This is a genomic window from Actinoplanes sp. NPDC051388 (assembly GCF_055586225.1).
In genome coordinates, this window is sequence record NZ_JBVJIP010000004.1 from 128,023 (window position 1) to 146,082 (window position 18,060).

An 18,060-nucleotide genomic window follows, 5' to 3' on the forward strand; every position below is an offset into this window, starting at 1 on the left:
GGCGCACCAGAGCCGACTCTACCGGGATTCGACCGGCGTCGCGCGGGCATCAGCTCACCGCGGCCGCAGGCGGGCCGCCCGCCGGGTGAGGTAGTGCTGTTCGGGGAGGCTGGCCGTCGCCCGGGCGGCGCGCAGATAGGCGTCGTGTGCGGCGTCCGGGTCGCCTGCCTCCTCCAGCAGATGGGCGCGGACCGCCTCCAGCCGGTGCGTGTGGGCCAGCCGGTCGTCGCCGTCCAGCAGGCCCAGCGCGGCGAGCCCGGCGGACGGGCCGTGCACCTTGGCCACCGCCACCGCGCGGCTGAGCGTGACCATGGGCCCGGGTGCGACCTGGCCCAGCACGTCGTAGAGCGCGAGGATCTGCGGCCAGTCCGTATCGGTCGCCGCCGAGGCTTCGTCGTGCAGCGCGGCGATCGCCGCCTGGACCTGGTACGGGCCGGCGGGTCCGCGGCCGAGCGTACGCGTCAGCAGGTTCTGCCCCTCGGCGATGGCCGAGCGATCCCAGCGTGCGCGGTCCTGCTCGTCCAGCGGCACCAACAGGCCGTTGTCGTCGGTGCGGGCGGGCCGGCGCGCGTCGGTGAGCAGCATCAGCGCGAGCAGACCCGCGACCTCGCCGTCGTCCGGCAACAACCGGAGCGCCATCCGGGTCAGCCGGATCGCCTCGGCGGCCAGGTCCGGGCGGCTCAGGTCGGTGTAGCCCTCGTTGAAGATCAGGTAGAGCACGTGCCGGACCACCGAGATCCGGGCCGCGCGGTCGGCCTCCGCGGGCATCTCGAAACGCGCGCCGGTCTCGCGGATGCGCTGCTTCGCCCGCCTGATCCGCTGCGACATGGTGTCCTCGGGCACCAGGAAGGCGGTGGCGATCCGCGCGGTGCTCAGGCCGCCGACCGCCCGCAGGGTCAGGGCCAGCTGCGACGGTTCGGACAGGGCCGGGTGACAGCACAGGAACAGCAGGATCAGGGTGTCGTCGGCCGCGGTGGTGGCCTGGCCGGTCGGGTCGAGTGCCGCGGTGGCCTCCCGGCGCCGGCGAGCGCTGTCACTGCGCCAGAGGTCGATCAGGTGCCGGGTCGCGACCGTGGTCAGCCAGGCCCGCGCCGATGAGGGAACACCCTCCGACGGCCACTGCCGGGCGGCGGCCAGCAGGGCCTCCTGCACCGCGTCCTCGCACGCGTCGAACTGACCGTGCCGGCGAACCAGCCCGGCGAGGACCTGCGGCGCCGACTCGCGCAGCAGGTCCTCGAATCGCGCCGGCTCGGTCACATCTGCTCGGGCTGCTCGTCCATCACGCGGCGGACCTCCATCGGGGATTCGGTGACCGCCACGACCTGTGCGGCGATCTCGACCGCTCGCTCGTGGGAGCACTCGAGCACCCAGTAGCCGGCCAGCGTCTCCTTGATCTCGGCGAACGGTCCATCGGTCGGCGTCGGGGCGCCGGCGGTGAAACGTACGGTCGTGGCCCGCGCCGGATCGGTCAGATGCCGGCTCTCCACCACCTCGCCGGACTCCCGCAGCTCGCGGTCCATCCGCATCATCGTGGTCTGCATCTCGGTGATCCACTCCGGGCTGCGCTCGGCCGGCGACTCGCCCACCCCGCCGAACATCATCAGCATGTACTTCATCGGTGATCCCTCTCCAGGTCGGCGTCCGCAGGTGGACGCCGGCCCTCAGTCGGAGCCGACGGCCCGGAACCGACATGGACCGGCCGTCTTGTTGCCGCCCAGGCCCACAGGCCGAAGCCCACCGCCATCGCCACCATGGTCAGCACGCCGCGCGGCCAGAAGATGTGGCTGTCGAGGAACGAATAGGACGCGCCCAGCAGGACCGCCGTGCCCGGCAGAACCCACGGCCCGTGCCACGTCGTCAACGCCACCGTGGCCGCCAGCACGGCGACCATCAGGGCATAGACGCCGACGCGCCCGATCCCGTCGCCGGCGGCATAGAGCGCGAGCACCAGCCGGCGGAGCTCGGCCTGGTCGCCGGGCTGCCCGGCGACCGTGCCCGCCCCGATGCCGGCGACGGCGTCCAGACCGGTGTAGCCGGCCGCGTAGACGGCGGCCGCCACCCAGGCCACCACCGTGGCGACGCCCGCGACGCCGGTGCGTGGCCGGCCCCGGAGCAACACCACGAACGCGAGAGCGAGCAGCGGGAACACCGGCAGGAGGGCGATGTGCAGCTGGACCCAGTGGTGGGCGGTCGCGGCGGACAGGCCGCCCGGGTGGGCGAGACCGGCGGCGGCGAGCAGCGCCGGGCCCGCCGTGACGAGCAGGAGAGTCCGCAGCCGGTGCATCGGGCGATGCTACCCACCGGCAGCGGGCATACTCGGCAGGCGGAGGTCCCATGGGACGGACATGCGAGTGCAAGGGCCGGTACGCCGGAGCGCCCGGCAGCGGCCGGTGCCTCGGGCACGTCGACGGCATGAGCCTGCTCGACGCCCGCTGCGGGCAGGACGGCAGGCGGTTCGGCCGGGTCGGATACGAGTCGGCGCACCGGCTCGTGCTGCCCCGGTCCGGCGCCTACCTGTTGCGGCTCAACGGCCGGGAGGTCTTCGTCGACAGTGGCGCCGCGATTTTGATGCGTCCCGGCGACGAGATGCGCGTGGCGCATCCGCTGGGCGGCGGCGACACCTTCACCTCGGTCCTGCTCGATGCCGAACTCGCCGATCGGTGGCCGCGGACGGCGTACCGGTTGCCGCTGGACGATGCCACGGACCTGGACCACCGCGTGCTCGTCGCCGCCTGCCGGCGGGGCTTCGACCCGCTCGCGGTGGCCGAGCGGCTGCACGCCATCCTGGACCGTCTCGCACCCCACGTCGCCGGCCGCGGCTCGCGACGACCGTCCACCGCCGACGTGCACCGGCGGCTGGTCGCGGACGCCCGTGAGGTCCTCGCCGCGGGTGGCTACACGTGCGGGCTGAGCGAGATCGCGGCGCAGGTCAACTGCTCGCCGCACCACCTGAGCCGGGTCTTTCGCGCGGTCACCGGGGAGACGCTCACCGAGCATCGCAACCGGATCCGGATCCGCGCGGTCCTGGCCGACCTGGAGGACGGCGCCGACTGCCTGCGGACGCTGGCCGCCCGCTACGGCTTCGCCGACCAGTCCCACCTGACCCGGGTCGTGCGCAGGCATCTGGGCCGGGCGCCGAGCGCGGTGCAGCGAATGCTGACCTGAGCATCAATGTCCAACGCCGCGGCGGCGGGCCCGGTGTCGGATGACAGGCGAGCCGCGCCTGCGACAGGAGATCTCATGTCAACGCTGACCCGAGCGGTCGCCATTCTGGTCAGTGTCGTGCTGATCGTTCCGCTCAGCGGCGCGACCCGTCCCCCGGCCCTGGCCGACGCCCGGCCGTGCGCGGAGATCACCACGTTCACCTGCGCCTATCTGACCGTGCCGCTCGATCGCAGCGGCCATCGGCCCGGCTCGCTGCGGCTCCGCGTGGCCGTCGCCGGCAACGCGGACGCTCCCCGGGGCGTGTTGATGGTTCTGTCCGGCGGCCCCGGCCAGCCCGGTCCCGCGCTCGTGCCGCGGATCGCCCAGCGGCTGTCCTACCTGCTCGACGACTACCGCCTGGTCATGATCGACCAGCGGGGCACCGGCGCCGGCGCGATCGACTGCCCGCGGCTGCAGGCGGAGGTGGGCTCCTCGGACGTCACCCCGCCGTCGGCGGCCGCCGTGCGGGAGTGCGCCGACCTGCTCGGCCGCACCCGCAATCACTACCCGACCGCGGACACCGTGGCCGACCTGGAGGATCTGCGCCGTGCGCTGGGTGTGCCGCGGTGGACGCTCGACGGGGTGTCCTACGGCAGCTTCGTGGCCGGACAGTACGGCCTGACCCACCCACAGCGGGTGCGCCGGATGGTCCTCGACTCGGTCGTCCCGCAGGACGGTCCCGACGCCCTCTATCTGGACAGCCTGCACCGGGCCGGCTCGGTGCTGCGCAAGGCGTGCCGGGAGCAGCAGTGCGGCTACGATCCGGCCGCCGAACTCGCCGGCGTGGTGCGCCGGCACGACAACGGGGCAGGCGTCCTCGACCTGCTGATCATCGCGAGCATCGTCGACCCGAAGCTGACCGGGACCACGTTCTATCCGGTGCTCGACCTGCTGCACCGGGCCGCGCAGGGCGACCCCGGCCCGTTGCACGCCGCCATCGAGGACCTGCAGCACGGCGCCGTCACGCCACCGGCCGAATACAGCGCCGGCCTGCACGTGGCGACACTCTGCGCGGACCTGCGAAGCGCGCCGTGGGGCGACGCGAGCGCGCCGCTGTGGGTGCGGGACGAAGCCGTGATCCGCGCCCTGGACAAGATCTCGACCGCCGAGGCGTGGCCGTTCGAACCGCGGACCGCGGTGGAACAGGGCATCGTCCAGGGCTGCCGGCACTGGCCGCCGGCCCGGCCCAACCCGCGGCCGCCGCACTCCCGGCTGACCATGCCGGTGCTGCTGATCAACGGTGACCGCGACCTGTCCACGCCGGTGGAGTGGGCCCGCGAGCAGGCGGCCCGCACGCCGCACGGCCGGCTGGTCGTCATCGAGGGCATGGGCCACTCGATCCAGGGCCGCAACGCCGAGGGCGACCGGGCGGTCCGGGAGTTCCTCACGACGAGTTGAGTCACCGCGCATAGATCTCCGGAATGGCGCGCTTGATGCGTCGCACGGTCTGCGGGACGTCCATGCCGGTGGTGTCGATGCCGATGTATCGGTAGTCGGCGTCGGCCGCCTGCCGGATGGTCAGATCTTCCGGGGTCAGATCGACCATGTCGCGCCACTCCTGCGTCGTCTGCTTCGCCCGGGTGACCCGCCGGCCGTCGCGCACCTCCTTGTCGACGATGAGGTCGACCAGGAACACCGCACACGGCAGCGTGAGCAGCCCACGAAAAGCCAGGTAGTCGGGGTAGTCGCGGACGAAACTGCCGGCCACGACGGTGGCGTAGCCGGCGGTCCAGAAGTTCTCCACCAGGCCGGCGACGTTGCGCCGGAGCAGGGCGAAGAACTCGTCGTCCATGTGGCACGGGTTGGTCTGCCCGAGATCCTCGGCGTCGATCCGGGCACTGTCCGGCGTATGTGGCACCAGCGCACGGACGATGGTCGACTTCCCGGCGCCCTCCTCACCGTTGACGAGAACGAGACGATTCGGCCGAACGATGACGGACACCCGGGCAGTATGCCGAACTGCCCGGGGCCCCGGCGTCATCAGGTCACCGACTCGTCATCTGGCGATCAGATCGAACCTCTCCCACGAACCGCCGATCGTGTCGCGGTTGGCGATCAGCGGGTCGGCGCCCGCATTCTCCGCGGTGACGAACTTGCCGTTGACCTGCGCCTTGAAGCTGACGCTGCCGTCGGCATTGCGGACCAGCTGGAACTTCTCCCACGTGCCACCGACCACGTCCCGGTTGGCGATCAGCGCACCGGCTCCCGCGTTCTCCGCGGTCACGTACTTGTTGTTGACGTTCGCGCGCAGGGCGACATTGCCCTTGCCCAGGTCGAACAGGTCGAACAACTCCCACGTCCCGCCGACCGCGGCCCGGTTGGCGATCAGGGCGGCGGCACCGGCACTTTCCGCGGTGACGAACTTGCTGTTGACCCGGGCGCGCAGGCTGACCACCGTCGCCGGCACGACCGACAGCACCCGGAACGACGTGCCCTGCGCGCACTTGCTGACCACTCCCGGCGGCGCGTAGCCCGAGACGGACAGTTTCGCGCCCACCTTCACGACGGCCGGGTCGCCGCCCACCAGGCGATAGGTCACGCCCCCGGACGACAGGAAGAGGCACCCCTCGGCTCCCGCGGTCACCGTGCCGACCAGCGTCGCGACCGTGAACGCCTGGGTGACCTGGAACCGGACGCCCTGGGCGCACGATCCGGCCGGGCTCGGCGCCCGGTAGCCGTAGACGTGGACGGTCTCGCCGGCCTTGACCACGGCGCCGTCGCCGCCGGCCAGGTTGTAGGTCGCGGTGCCGTCGTTCAGGACCAGGCAGCCGGCCACGGCGCCGGCCTGCACGACACCGGTCAGCTCGAACTCCCGGGCCTGGCCGATCCAGCCGGCCAGGTCGTCGACCCGGGTCGCGGTGGCGTCCCGCCGGGTCTCGGTCTCGCCGAGGCAGCCGCCCTGGAACGAGGTGCCGAGCACGGCGACCAGGCTCGCGGTCCCGTCGCCGTTCTCCCGGATCACCGGGCCACCGGCGTCACCCTTGCAGACCGCGCCGTCCTCGGTCGGTGCGATGCCGATGCCGGTCGCCGACACGTCCTGCACCGAGAACAGTCCGGTGTGCGGCAGCTCCGGCACCCATTGGTCGGCGGTCCGGCCGAATCCCAGCACCCGCAGCGTCTCGCCGACGGCCGGGACCGCGGCCGACACCGGGGCGTCGCCGAGCAGGCCCGGCACACCCGTGGCCAGGTGCGCCAGAATCAGATTTCGGTCGTCCCGGACATGCAGGTAGTCGATTGCCACGGTCCGCGAGGCCGAGCCCTGATCCGGGCGCGTCACGACGGTCGAAGCGACCACCGGCGGCCCGGTCACCGGCGCCGCGGACCCGATCTGGAAGCACTCCTTCGAGGTGGCCACGAGCGTGGGGTCCAGCCGCACCCCGCTGCAACTCCGGCCCTCTCCGACGTTGACCTTGACCACGTATCCATAGGCCGCGGCCGCCGGCGCCGACCCGCCGGCCACCGCCAATGCCTGATCCCCCGCCGCCAGGCCGGCCATGCCGACGGCCACCGCCGCCAGCACCGCGACGCCGCGACTTCGCACCCCGAACCCCATCAAGATCCTCCCCCGATTCGCACGCGGATCCGCGTCCACACAGGACTATAAGGGATTTACCGCCGTCGCTGGGCCCCCTGGGAAAGCAGGTCGAGCGCCTCCGGAGAACCTACTGAGCCGCGGCGAACTCGAGCGTCGCGTCGAGGAGCCAGACGGCCAGGTAGCCGGCGAAGGACGAGCGGACCAGCACGATGTAGTCGTCGCCGGCGTCGCTGAGCGAGAGCAGCACCACCGCGGCCTGGCCGAGAGTGCTCTGCGCGCTGCGCCCGCGGCCGAAGACCCGCGGATGCAGGTCGATCGAGCAGCCCTTGGCCAGGACGTCGCGGACCCGCTCACCGGTCAGGCGCACCGTGATCCGCTGGGCGGAGACGTCGGTGCCGGTGCCGCCGGGCGGGACTGTGGTCGTACCGGTCAGCAGCCATTCGTCCGGGCCGAGCCAGATCGCCCGGCCGCCGTCGATCTCGGCCCAGGTGTTCGGCTCGGCCGGGAGGGCCGGTCCCGGGCCGTCCGGGGCCGGCCGCACGTTGACCATCGGTACGTACGGCTCGACGGTGATGCCCACCGCGGGCGGCAGCGCGGCGAACGCCTCCGTCCAGTTCTGCAGCGGGTGGGTGCGCGGCAGCAGTGGCTCAGCCATCGCGGCGGGCTCCTTCCGGATCGACCAGCACGGAACCGGTCACCTCGGCGGGGACCAGGGTGCCGTCGACGGGAACGTGCACGGTGTCGCCGATCCGGTCGCGGCCGCCCTTGACCAGCGCCAGGGCGAACGGCCGGCCCAGCTCGGCGCTGCGGTAGCTGGACGTGACGTGGCCCAGCATCGGCACCGGCGGCGGGGGCAGCTGCCCGTCGGCCCGGAAGTCGATGATCTGCGAGCCCTCGGGAAGCACGGTGTGCCGGTCGGCGGGCAGGAGCCCGACCAGGTGCTTGCGCATCGCGTCCTGGTTGGCCGCCCGGGTGAAGGAGCGCTTGCCGACGAAGTCGACCTTCTTCTTCGAGACCGCCCACCCCAGGCCCAGGTCGTGCGGCGTCACCGTGCCGTCGGTGTCCTGCCCGATGATCGGGTAGCCCTTCTCGGCCCGCAGCACGTGCATGGTCTCGGTGCCGTACGGCGTGATGCCGTATCGCTCACCGGCCGCCAGCAGCCGCTCCCAGACGGCGACCGCGTGCCACGATTTTACGTAGACCTCGTAGGCCAGCTCCCCGGAGAAACTGATCCGCGCCAGCCGGATCGGCACGCCGTCCAGCTCGGCGTCGCGCAACGCCATGAAGGGGAACGCCTCCTTGCTGACGTCGACGGCCGGGAACACGGCCCCGATGACGTCGCGGGAGCGCGGGCCGACCACCGGGAAGGTGGCCCACTGCTCGGTGACCGAGGTCAGGTGCACGCGCAGGTGCGGCCACTCGGTCTGCAGCCACTCCTCCATCCAGTCGAGGATCTTCGCCGCACCGCCGGTGGTGGTGAGCACCAGGAAGTGGTCCTCGGCGAGCCGCAGCACGGTGCCGTCGTCGATCACCATGCCGTCGACGCCGCACATCACGCCGTACCGGACCATGCCGGGCTTGAGGCTGCTGATCAGGTTCGTGTAGAGCAGGTCGAGCAGGACGGGGGCGTCCGGGCCGCGTACATCGATCTTGCCGAGCGTGGAGCCGTCGATGATCCCGACGCCGGTGCGCGCGGCGGCGCACTCGCGCAGCACCGCGGCCTCCAGGTCCTCGCCCGGCTGCGGGTAGAAGCGCGGGCGCTTCCACTGCCCGACGTCCTCGAAGACGGCGCCGGCGGCGACGTGCCAGTCGTGCAGCGCGGTGCGCCGCTCCGGGTCGAAGAGACGGCCGCGGTCGCGGCCGGCCAGCGCGGCGAAGGCGATCGGGGTGTACGGCGGGCGGAACGTCGTGGTCCCGGTCTCCTGCACGGGTACGCCGAGCATCTCGGCCACGATGCCCGAGGTGATCACCCCGGACGTCTTCCCCTGATCGTGCGCGGTGCCGATCGTCGTGTACCGCTTGATGTGCTCGATGGACCGCATCCCCGCCCCGACCGCGCGGGCGATGTCGGCCACCGTGGCATCGCGCTGCAGGTCGACGAACTGGCTGCCGTCCGACGTGCCCGGCACTCGCCAAAGCACCAGAGGCGCGGCCGACGGGACGGTTGCGGCGGCGATCGGGGCGCCGCCGACCGGTTCGAATCCCAGGGCCGCACGTCCGCCGGCCAGGCACCCGGCCAGGTCGAACACGCCGGCCGCGGCACCGGCCACGGCCAGTCCGTCGAGCCGCTCCCCCGGCACGAACGCGCCCAGGGTCTCGTCGTAGCGCAACCGGCCGCGGGCCTGGCTGAACAGGTGCACCGCGGGGTTCCAGCCCCCGCTGACCAGGAGCAGATCGCACGGGATCGACTCGGTTCCGACCAGCGCGTGGGTGATCCGCTCCTCGCCGCGGGTGCCGGTCACCACGGACCCGGGCAGGACCCGGATCCCGGCCGCCGCGCACCGCTCGGCCAGGTGCGCCGGGACCTCGGCGCGGGCGTCGGCCACGGCCTTCACCGGTACGCCCGCGCGGTGCAGGTCGAGCGCGGCGTCGTAGGCGCTGTCGTTCGTGGTGAAGACGACCGCCTCCCGGCCGGGCAGCACGCCATAGCGATGCAGGAACGTGCGGGCGGCGCCGGCCAGCATGATGCCGGGGCGGTCGTTGTCGCAGAACACGACCGGCCGCTCGTGCGCGCCGGTCGCCAGCACGATCTTCTTCGCCCGCAGCCGCCACACCCGCTGCCGGGAGACGTGCCGGGGCGCGGCCGCGCCGAGGTGGTCGGTCCGCCGCTCGAGGGCCAGCACGAAACCGTCGTCGTAGCTGCCGAAGGCGGTCGTGCGTTGCAGGTGCAGCACGTCCGGGTGCGCGCCCAGCTCGGCGGTGACAGCGGCGACCCAGTCGAGCGCCGGCGCGTCGTCGAGCAGGTCGGTGCCGGACAGCAGGGACCCGCCGGGCTCGGACTGCTCGTCGACCAGGGCGACCCGGGCGCCGGACCGGGCGGCGGCGAGCGCGGCGGTCAGCCCGGCCGGGCCGGCGCCGACGACCAGCACGTCGGCGTGGTGGTGCACGGCGTCGTAGCGGGCCGAGTCGGGCATGTCGGCGAGCCGGCCCTGACCCGGCAGCCCGCTGGCGGACAGACCTTCATACAGCTCGATCGTGGTGGCGAGCAGCATCGGCTCGGGGAACGGCTCCTCGATCTGCACCAGCCCGCCGGAGTCCTCGGCCCACGCGGCGGTGATGCCCCGCGGCCGGCCGAGCTTGACGCTGGTCGCGATCGAGTGCCGGCCGGCGGCCAGCAGCGCCGAGGCGAGGGTGTCGCCGGGGTGGCCGGTGAACGACTCGCCGTCGAAGGTGAACCCGATGGTCCGGTCACGATCGATGCGGCCGCCCGTGGTGGTGCGGAAGCTCATGCCGGGTCTCCTGGGCGGTAGACGCGCTCGAAGCGGTAGGTGGCGGTGTCGCGGATCGCGTTGAACCAGCGGCGGCACCCGGCGGAGTGGTTCCAGCGCTCGGCGAACCGGCCCTTGCGGTTGTCCCGGAAGAACACGTAGTGCGCCCACTGTTCGTCGGAGAGGGCGGCGGGGTCCCGCGGGTACGGCACGTGGGCCTGTCCGCCGTAGTGGAACTCGACCTCCTCGCGGGGGCCGCACCACGGGCATTCGATGAGTTGCACGCGAGCTCCTGCGGATCAGTGAGCCACGGCGGCGGCGCCGTGCTCGTCGACGAGGGCGCCGGTGACGAACCGGTCGAGCGCGAACGGCGCCACGTACGGGTGCGGCTCGCCGGTGGCGACGGTCTCGGCCAGGCACCAGCCGATGCCGGGGGTGGCCTTGAAGCCGCCGGTCCCCCAGCCGCAGTTGAGGTAGAGGTTCTCGAAGGGGGTGCGGCCGGCGATCGGCGACGCGTCCGGGCTGGTGTCGACGATGCCGGCCCAGCTGCGCAGCAGGTGCGCGCGGGCGAAGACCGGGAACAACTCCACCGCGGCGGCCATCTGCCGTTCGATGATGTGGAAGGCGCCGCGCTGGCCGTAGCCGTTGTACGAGTCGACGCCGGCGCCCATCACCAGCTCGCCCTTGTGCGCCTGGGAGACGTAGACGTGCACCGCGTTCGACATCACGATCGTCGGGTGCACCGGCTCCAGCAGCTCGGAGACCAGGGCCTGCAGGGGGTGGCTCTGGATCGGCACCCGGAAGCCGAGCATGTCGGTGAGCACGGTGGTGTGGCCGGCGGCGCAGAGCAGCACCCGGCCGGCGGCGATGTCGCCTCGCGTCGTGCGTACCCCGGTGACCTGATCGCCGGCGGTGTCGAATCCGGTGACCTCGCAGTCCTGGATCAGGTCGATGCCGGCCTGATCGATCCGCCGGGCGAAGCCCCAGGCGACGTAGTCGTGCTTGGCGATGCCGGCCCGCGGCTGATAGGTGGCGCCCAGCACCGGGTAACGGATGTCGGCCGATGTGTTGACGATCGGGCAGATCTTGCGCACCTCGTCCGGGCCGAGCCATTCGGCGTCGATCCCGTTGAGCTTGTTCGCCTCCACCCGGCGCACGCTGTCCCGGACGTCCTGCAGGTTGTGCGCGAGGTTGAGCACACCCCGCTGGCTGAACAGGATCGGGTAGCCCAGGTCGTCCTCCAGGCCCTCCCAGAGCTTCAGCGCGTGCTCGTAGATCGCCGTGCTCTCGTCCCACAGGTAGTTCGAGCGGATCAGCGTGGTGTTGCGAGCCATGTTCCCGCCGGCCAGCCAGCCCTTCTCGAGCACCGCGACGTTGGTGATGCCGTGGTTCTTGGCCAGGTAGTGCGCGGTCGCCAGGCCGTGCCCGCCCCCGCCGACGATCACCACGTCGTAGGAGCGTCGCGGCTCCGGATTGCGCCAGAGGAAGTCCGGGTGTTCGGGCAGATCAGCGCCGGGGGAACGCGGTGTCATCGGGCGATGATATCGGCGAGGTTCGGCGGCGGAGACGCACCGCCACCACGACGATCGCCAGGACGGCGAAGACGCCGAGCCCGATCGCCCCCCACCACCGCCACACCGGCTCGTCCTGATTCGCCGCCGACATGGGCGCCGCCTGCGCCGGGGCGGATTGGGCCGCTCTGGCCCGCACCTCGACGGTCGCCGTGCTGGTGAACGGGGCCGGCGCGCGGACCGTCACCCGCCAGCTTCCGGCGGCCAGGATCGGGCCGCTGCTGTAGAAGCCCTGCCCCTCGCCGGCCGGTTCGAGTTGCAGCGGTCCGACCGTCCGCCCGCCCTCGGCGGTGGCGGTGAGCACCAGCCGGACCAGCTCGTCCAGCCGGTGCCCGTCGGCGTGCCGGGCCTGCACGGTGACGCCGGTGGCGCCGTCGCCGGCCACCTCCAGCTTCAGTTTTCCGTCGTGCGCCCAGGCCGGGCCCGGTGCCGGCAGGATCGCCAGCACCAGGCCCAGCAGGACGGCAGCTCCGCGGATGCGCATCGTCAGAGCGGACGGTCCGGGGAGATCCGGGTGGGATCCCCGGCGAGCCGGCCGGCGCCGGTGACCGGTTTGCCGGCGTTCGCCCGCGCCCCGGCCTTGCTCGCCGTGCCGCCCAGCCGCACGATCATCGCGTCGGCGTCCCGGACCAGGGTGTCCCGGACGTCCGTGTCGGTGACCAGTGCTGCGTTGGTGGCGAGCGCCTTGAGCGCGGTCAACTGCTGGATCGCCCGCTTGTCGTTGCCGGCCGCCTCCGAGGCGCGGGCCGCGTCCAGCTTGTTGGACAACTGCCGATGCGCCGCGGTGGAGAGCCGTCCGGTCGCCTTGAAGCGGTCCAGCAGGTTCTGCATGTCCCGGAACGAGGTGGTGACGAAGAACCGGACCGTGGTCGAGGTGCTGTTCCCCGCCTTGTCGGTCGCGGTCGCGGTCAGCTCGTGCAGGCCGAGTGGCAGCTCGTACAGCGACTGGAGGGCGCCGTTGGTGTAGGCCCGCCCGTCCAGGGTGGCCGCCGTGGTCGCGATGCCGGAGGTCGGGTCGACCGCCTGCCACGAGATCCGGACGTCCTGGCTGTCACCGTAGAGCTGACCGTCGGCCAGCCCGGAGACCAGCAGGGTCGGCTTGCTGCCGTCGATCCGGACGACCGCCGACTTGAGCGTCTCGGCGTTGCCGGCCTTGTCGGTGGCCCGGTAGAGCAGCTCGTGCTGCCCGTCCCCGGTGATGTCCACCGGCGCGGTGTACGCCGTCCAGGCGCCGCCGTCCAGCGACCACTCCAGCAGCCCCACCCCGGATCCGGCATCGGCCGAGGTCAGCACCACCGGGACGGTCCCGTCGTGCCAGCCGTTGTCGTTGGCCGGCGCGAACTGTGCCGTCGTGACCGGAGCCGTACCGTCGATCTTGACGGCGACCGACTTGGTCGCCTCCACGTTCCCGGCGGCGTCGGTCGACCGGAACCGCACCTCATGGTTGCCGTCGCCGGCGACGACGATCGGGGCGGTGTACGCGGTCCACGCGGTGGCGCCGTCCAGCTGATACTCGGTGCTCGCCTCCTCGTCGTCCGCGGTCAGGGTGACCGTGACGTCGCCGGTGTACCAGCCCTCGACCGGCGTTCCGGACACCTCGGCGGCGGTCACCGGCGCGGTGGTGTCGCTGTCCCCGGTGCCGATCCGGAAGTAGTCGAACGACACCGTCTTCGACGCGGTCTGCGCCGCGCCGAGGCTGAACAGCCCCACCTTCGGGGTGGCACCGACCGCGGCGTTGGTCAGCGGCTCGAACGACGTCCATTCCGTGCCGTCGGCCGAATAGGAGGCGGTGTAGGTGTTCCCCACCTTGGCCACCCGCAGGTGCCACACCGCCGACGTCAGGTTGCCGAGCTGCGGTTGCGGATTCTGCACCACCGCGCCGATCTCGCTGCGGAACTCGATCCGCCGGCTGACCGGCTGGCCCGCGGTGTTGTCCAGGACGAAGTCCAGCTTGACGTAGTTGTCGTCGTCGCCGTACACGAGCAGCCCGGCCTGCTGGTACTGCTCGTTCAGCAGGCTGCCGTCGACCTTCGTCTCCACGGTCCAGTCACCGGACGGCGTGTCCTGCAGGATGAAGTTCGTCGGCCCGGTGTTGCTCCCGGTGTAGATGTCGCCGTTCGGCACGTCGATCCGCAACGCCCCGCCGGTGACCCGGTAGGTCGCCGGGTCCTCCCGGACGATCGCGTCCCACCGGCACTTGTCCAGCGCGTCGCCGGTGAACTCGTCCGACGGCGCCACCGGTTCCGCCGGGGCGTCCGGCGTGAACTGGAACCAGTCGAAGACCGCGTCCACCACCGGCGCGGTGGTGCCGCCGTTGAGGGCGAAGACCCCGACACGCGGGTTCGCGATGCCGGCCAGCGCGGCGGAGCGGCCGACCGGGGTGAAGGTCTGTCCGTCGCCGGAGGCCTCCGCCGTCAGGTTCGTCCCGTCGCTGGTCAACCGCAGATAGATCACGTCACCGGCGGGCGCCGCGGTGCTGTCGCCGCCCTCGTTGCGCGGGACCGCGGCGGTCTCCCGGATGAACTCCACCGTGCGCGAGCCGTTGAAGAGCAGGTCGAGCTTGGCGTAGTTGTCGTCGTCGCCGTACACGATCAGGCCGGCCTGCTGATAGTTCGCGGTGACCGGCACGGCGACCTTCGTGGTGGCCTGCCAGGCGCCACCGGGCGCCGGTTGCAGGACCAGGTTGGTGGCGTCGTTGCGGGTGCCGTAGAGGTCGCCCGCGGCGGTCGGCAGGCGCAGCGTCCCGTCGGCGACCGAGAAGGTCTGGTTCTCCCGGACCACCGACCAGCGGCCGCGGTTCAGCGCGGTGCCCAGGAAGTCGTCCGAACGCGCACCGAAGCAGGCGGTGTTCGGCGCGTCCACCGTGATCGGCACGTTGGCATACGCCTTGGCGCCGCGGCTGTCGGTCACCGTCAGGGTGGCGGTGAAGTCGCCGGGCACCCGGTAGACGTGATCGGCGTCCAGCGTGTCCGCGGTGCCGCCGTCGCCGAAGTCCCAGGCGTACGCCAGCGGGGTGTCGCCCTCGGCGTCGGTGGCCGTGCCGTCGAAGGCGACGGCGAGTGGCGCCGTGCCGGTTGTCGGTGTGGCGACGGCGCTGACCTGCGGCGGCGCGTTCTCGGTGATGCCCCGCCCGAGGAAGTCCATCCAGTTCACGTTGACTATGGAGCCCGCCCCGCCGGCCGGGTCCCGGGCGACGAAGAACAGCGAACTCGTGTCGGCGGCGGTGACCGGCGCCGTGACGTCCACCCAGTTCTGCCACCCGCCGGTGCCCGGCACGGTGGCCGTGGCGACCAGCGGTCCGTCGGCGGCGTTCGCGCGCACCTCGATCCGCGCGCCGGCGGCGGCCGAGGCGACGCGGAAGCGGATCGAGTCGATGCCGGTCAGGTCGGCCGGATCGAGCGACCACCAGTCCCCGTCCTCGATGAAGCCGATGTTCTGACCGCCGCCGGCCGGGTCGGTGGTGGTCTCCCGCTGCACGCCCGGGTCGCCGCCGCCGGTCGCGCCGGCCACCCGTCCGGTCGCGGTGTAGTACTCGGCCTGCTTGCGCTTGGGCTGCAGCTTCTCGATCGCGCGCCCGGTGAGCGGCTCGGCGCCACCGGTGCCGCCGTCGTCGGTGTAGGTCGCCTCGAAGAGGGCGAAGACGTTCGCCTCGGCGCCGTGCCCGGAGGCGAGCGCGGTCTGCACGGTGCCGGTGCAGCCGGTGTGCTGCTCCAGCGGGTGGGCGTGCTCGTCGTGGCCGAGCAGCACCTGCAGCCGCACCCGGTCGCAGTCGATCTCGCCGTCCTCCGGGTCGGTCACCGTGACCGTGTACTTGACCTGGTCGCCCCACTCGAAGAAGCCGCCGGCCGGCGGGAACTCGATGGTCACCGTCGGCGCGGTGTTGCCGACCGTCACGAGCACGTTCGCCACCGCGGTGCGGCCCTTGGGGTTGGTGACGGTGAGCTGCGCGGTGTAGTTGCCCGCCTCGGTGTACGTGTGGGTGGGGTTGGGCTCGGCCGAGGTTCCGCCATCGCCGAACGCCCAGGCGAAGGTCAGGGCGCCGCCGTCCGGATCGCGGGAGCCGGCGCTGGAGAACCGCGCGGTCAGCGGCACCGGCCCGGAGGTCGGGGTGGCGCTCGCCGCGGCGAGCGGGGCCCGGTCACCGGCGACGTAGTCGATCCGGTAGACCCCGGAGTCGTCGTTGTCGCCGCCGAAGCCGCTGCCCCACTCGATCATGTACATCGCGCCGTCCGGGCCGAACTCGAAGTCCATCGGACGGATGAAGCTCATGCCGGTCAGCAGCTGGTTGATGTCGACCAGGGACCGGCCGTCGGCGGTCATCTGCATCGTGTACATCTTCGACTGGTTCCACTCGCCGAACATCGCCTTGCCGTCGAAGTAGGCCGGCCACTTGCGCTCGGAGGTCAGCTCCGCGTCGTACCGGTAGACCGGACCGCCCATCGGCGCGCCGCCGCCGCCGATCTCCGGGAAGCGCGGGTTGCCGCCATAGTCATAGTCCACCGTGGCGCTGACGGCCGGCGGCAGCGTGGTCAGGCCGGTGTTGTTGGGCGAGTTGTTCACCGGCGCCGCGCAGTTGAACTGTGCCCCGCTCGGCCCGGACGGGAACTGGTAGTCGTTGTAGGCATAGTTGGCGCCCGTGCAGTACGGCCATCCGAAGTTGCCGGCGGCGGCGACTGCGTTCCACTCCACCGTGCCCTCGGGTCCCCGGTTGGGGTTGGGCGCACCCGCGTCGGGGCCGTAGTCGGCGACGTAGAGGGTGTCGGTGGCCGGGTCGACGCCGATGCGGAACGGGTTGCGGAAGCCCATCGCATAGATCTCCGGGCGGGTGCGCGCGGTGCCCGGCGCGAAGAGGTTGCCCGCCGGGACGGTGTAGGTCCCGTCGTCCTCCGGGTGCACCCGCAGCACCTTGCCGCGCAGGTCGTTGGTGTTGCCGGAACTCCGCTGGGCGTCGTAGTCCTGCCGCCCGGGCCGCTCGTCGATCGGGGTGAACGCGTCCGACTCGAACGGGTTCGTGTTGTCACCGGTGGCCAGATAGAGATTGCCGGCCCGGTCAAAGGTCATGCTGCCGCCGGCGTGGCAGCAGGTGTTGCGCTGGGTGTCGACCTGCAGGACGACCTTCTCGCTGGCCACGTCGATGGTGTCGCCGGTGACGGTGAACCGGGACAGCAGGTTGCGGGCCACTCCGTCGTTACGGGCGTAATACAGATAGACCCAGCCGTTGTCGGCGAAGTCCGGGTCGAGCCGGATGCCGATCAGGCCGTCCTCGTTCCCGGTGAAAACATCAAGGTCAACCGCGGTCACCGTACGCCCGGTGTCCGGCTTGACGATCTGCACGCGGCCGTCGCGCTCCACGTAGAACACCCGGCCGTCCGCGGCGACGTCGAGCTCCATCGGGTTGCTGGTGTTCGCGTCCAGCGTGACCTTCTCGAAGCTCGGGGTCAGCGAGGCGCCGCAGTCGGCGTCCAGCACTCCCGCGGCGGTCTGGATGCCGCCGAGCAGGTGGGCGAGGAACTGCGGATCGGCGTACGACTCCTGGGTGTGGCCGCCGCCGGTGTACCAGGTCCGGCCGCCGTCGTAGTCCCGGCACCACGCGGTCGGGTGGTCCTGGCCCATCGCGCCCGCGCCCGGGGTGTAGCTGGTCTCGTCCAGGCTGGCCAGCACGTGCACGTCGCCGCGCGGGTTGGACTGGAAGTTGTACCACTCGTCGAACCGGGACCAGCGCTCCGGCAGGTCGGCCGTGGACGGATGGGCGGGGTCCTCCACCTTCACCGTGGCCTGCTGGTTGGCGGGGTGGCTGGCGAAATACGCGCCGACCAGTTCGCCGTACCAGGGCCAGCTGTACTCGGTGTCGGAGGCGGCGTGGATGCCCGCGTATCCGCCGCCGGCCTGGATGTAGCGCTCGAAGGCCGACTGCTGGCCGGGGTCGAGCACGTCTCCGGTGGTGGAGAGCCAGATCACCGCCCGATACTTGGCGAGGTTGGCGTCGGTGAACGCGGCACCGTCCTCAGTGGCGTCGACGGTGAAGCCGTGGTCCGCGCCGAGCTGCCGGATTGCGGCGATACCGGCCGGAATGGAGTCGTGCCGGAAGGCGGCGGTCTTGGAGAAGACCAGCACCGAGTACGGGTCGGCGGCGGCCGGAGCGGCCACTGGGGCAGCCTGCGCCGCCGCCGGTGTGCCGGCCAGAACCGTGGTCATGAGGGCGAACGAGAGCAGGATGGCGGTAAGCAGGCGTGGACGGGACACGTGTTCTCCTTGTCCTGGGTGGACAGCGGTTCCCGGGCCGGCCCGCCGAGGCCATCCGGTCCCGATCCGCAGGCGTGCC

At 72.2% G+C, this 18,060-nt stretch carries 13 protein-coding genes; 2 read left to right on the forward strand and 11 right to left on the reverse strand.

Translation table 11 applies throughout. The annotated features are described in order from the left end of the window. Positions 1–54: 54 nt before the first annotated feature. The 3 genes from ACZ6TI_RS12500 to ACZ6TI_RS12510 are packed head-to-tail and all read right to left on the reverse strand — an operon-like array spanning position 55 to position 2,284. A complete protein-coding gene (locus ACZ6TI_RS12500; RefSeq protein WP_465345125.1) occupies positions 55–1,257 on the reverse strand; it encodes an RNA polymerase sigma factor in 1,203 nt (400 codons plus the stop codon). Beyond that, positions 1,254–1,616 (reverse strand): YciI family protein, encoded by a 363-nt coding sequence (locus ACZ6TI_RS12505; protein ID WP_465345126.1) that lies wholly within the window; start codon positions 1,614–1,616, stop codon positions 1,254–1,256. Before ACZ6TI_RS12505 ends, ACZ6TI_RS12500 begins: the two co-directional genes overlap by 4 nt. Next, positions 1,613–2,284 (reverse strand): hypothetical protein, encoded by a 672-nt coding sequence (locus ACZ6TI_RS12510; RefSeq protein WP_465345127.1) that lies wholly within the window; start codon positions 2,282–2,284, stop codon positions 1,613–1,615. The genes ACZ6TI_RS12505 and ACZ6TI_RS12510 overlap by 4 nt, the downstream gene beginning before the upstream one ends. A 50-nt stretch (positions 2,285–2,334) precedes the next feature. On the opposite strand from ACZ6TI_RS12510, the gene ACZ6TI_RS12515 reads away from it, so the two are divergent. Together ACZ6TI_RS12515 and ACZ6TI_RS12520 are read left to right on the forward strand one after the other, a co-directional pair. Beyond that, positions 2,335–3,165 carry a helix-turn-helix transcriptional regulator gene (locus tag ACZ6TI_RS12515; RefSeq protein WP_465345128.1) on the forward strand — a complete coding sequence of 277 codons (831 nt, stop codon included), beginning with the start codon at positions 2,335–2,337 and terminating at the stop codon, positions 3,163–3,165. 75 nt (positions 3,166–3,240) lie between these two features. Continuing rightward, on the forward strand, positions 3,241–4,602 hold the full coding sequence (locus ACZ6TI_RS12520) for an alpha/beta hydrolase (RefSeq protein WP_465345129.1): 1,362 nt from the start codon (positions 3,241–3,243) through the stop codon (positions 4,600–4,602). A gap of 1 nt (position 4,603) precedes the next feature. Here the strand turns inward: ACZ6TI_RS12520 and ACZ6TI_RS12525 are convergent, their stop codons facing one another. The 8 genes from ACZ6TI_RS12525 to ACZ6TI_RS12560 all read right to left on the reverse strand — a co-directional run bounded on the left by ACZ6TI_RS12525 (position 4,604) and on the right by ACZ6TI_RS12560 (position 17,933). Next, the gene (locus ACZ6TI_RS12525) at positions 4,604–5,146 is read right to left on the reverse strand and encodes a hypothetical protein (protein WP_465345130.1); all 543 of its coding nucleotides are present in this window, start codon (positions 5,144–5,146) and stop codon (positions 4,604–4,606) included. 54 nt (positions 5,147–5,200) lie between these two features. After that, on the reverse strand, positions 5,201–6,757 hold the full coding sequence (locus ACZ6TI_RS12530) for a trypsin-like serine protease (RefSeq protein ID WP_465345131.1): 1,557 nt from the start codon (positions 6,755–6,757) through the stop codon (positions 5,201–5,203). Between the two features lie 109 nt (positions 6,758–6,866). Beyond that, positions 6,867–7,394, reverse strand: a complete 528-nt coding sequence (locus tag ACZ6TI_RS12535; protein WP_465345132.1) for a sarcosine oxidase subunit gamma — start codon at positions 7,392–7,394, stop codon at positions 6,867–6,869. Further along, a complete protein-coding gene (locus ACZ6TI_RS12540) occupies positions 7,387–10,188 on the reverse strand; it encodes a 2Fe-2S iron-sulfur cluster-binding protein (RefSeq protein ID WP_465345133.1) in 2,802 nt (933 codons plus the stop codon). Before ACZ6TI_RS12540 ends, ACZ6TI_RS12535 begins: the two co-directional genes overlap by 8 nt. Next, complete coding sequence (locus ACZ6TI_RS12545) at positions 10,185–10,451, reverse strand: sarcosine oxidase subunit delta (protein ID WP_465345134.1); 267 nt, start codon at positions 10,449–10,451, stop codon at positions 10,185–10,187. Before ACZ6TI_RS12545 ends, ACZ6TI_RS12540 begins: the two co-directional genes overlap by 4 nt. Before the next feature lie 15 nt (positions 10,452–10,466). After that, positions 10,467–11,699 (reverse strand): sarcosine oxidase subunit beta family protein, encoded by a 1,233-nt coding sequence (locus tag ACZ6TI_RS12550; RefSeq protein ID WP_465345135.1) that lies wholly within the window; start codon positions 11,697–11,699, stop codon positions 10,467–10,469. Then, a complete protein-coding gene (locus tag ACZ6TI_RS12555; RefSeq protein ID WP_465345136.1) occupies positions 11,674–12,222 on the reverse strand; it encodes a hypothetical protein in 549 nt (182 codons plus the stop codon). Before ACZ6TI_RS12555 ends, ACZ6TI_RS12550 begins: the two co-directional genes overlap by 26 nt. A 2-nt stretch (positions 12,223–12,224) precedes the next feature. After that, complete coding sequence (locus ACZ6TI_RS12560) at positions 12,225–17,933, reverse strand: ThuA domain-containing protein (protein ID WP_465345447.1); 5,709 nt, start codon at positions 17,931–17,933, stop codon at positions 12,225–12,227. Between the last annotated feature and the right edge of the window lie 127 nt (positions 17,934–18,060).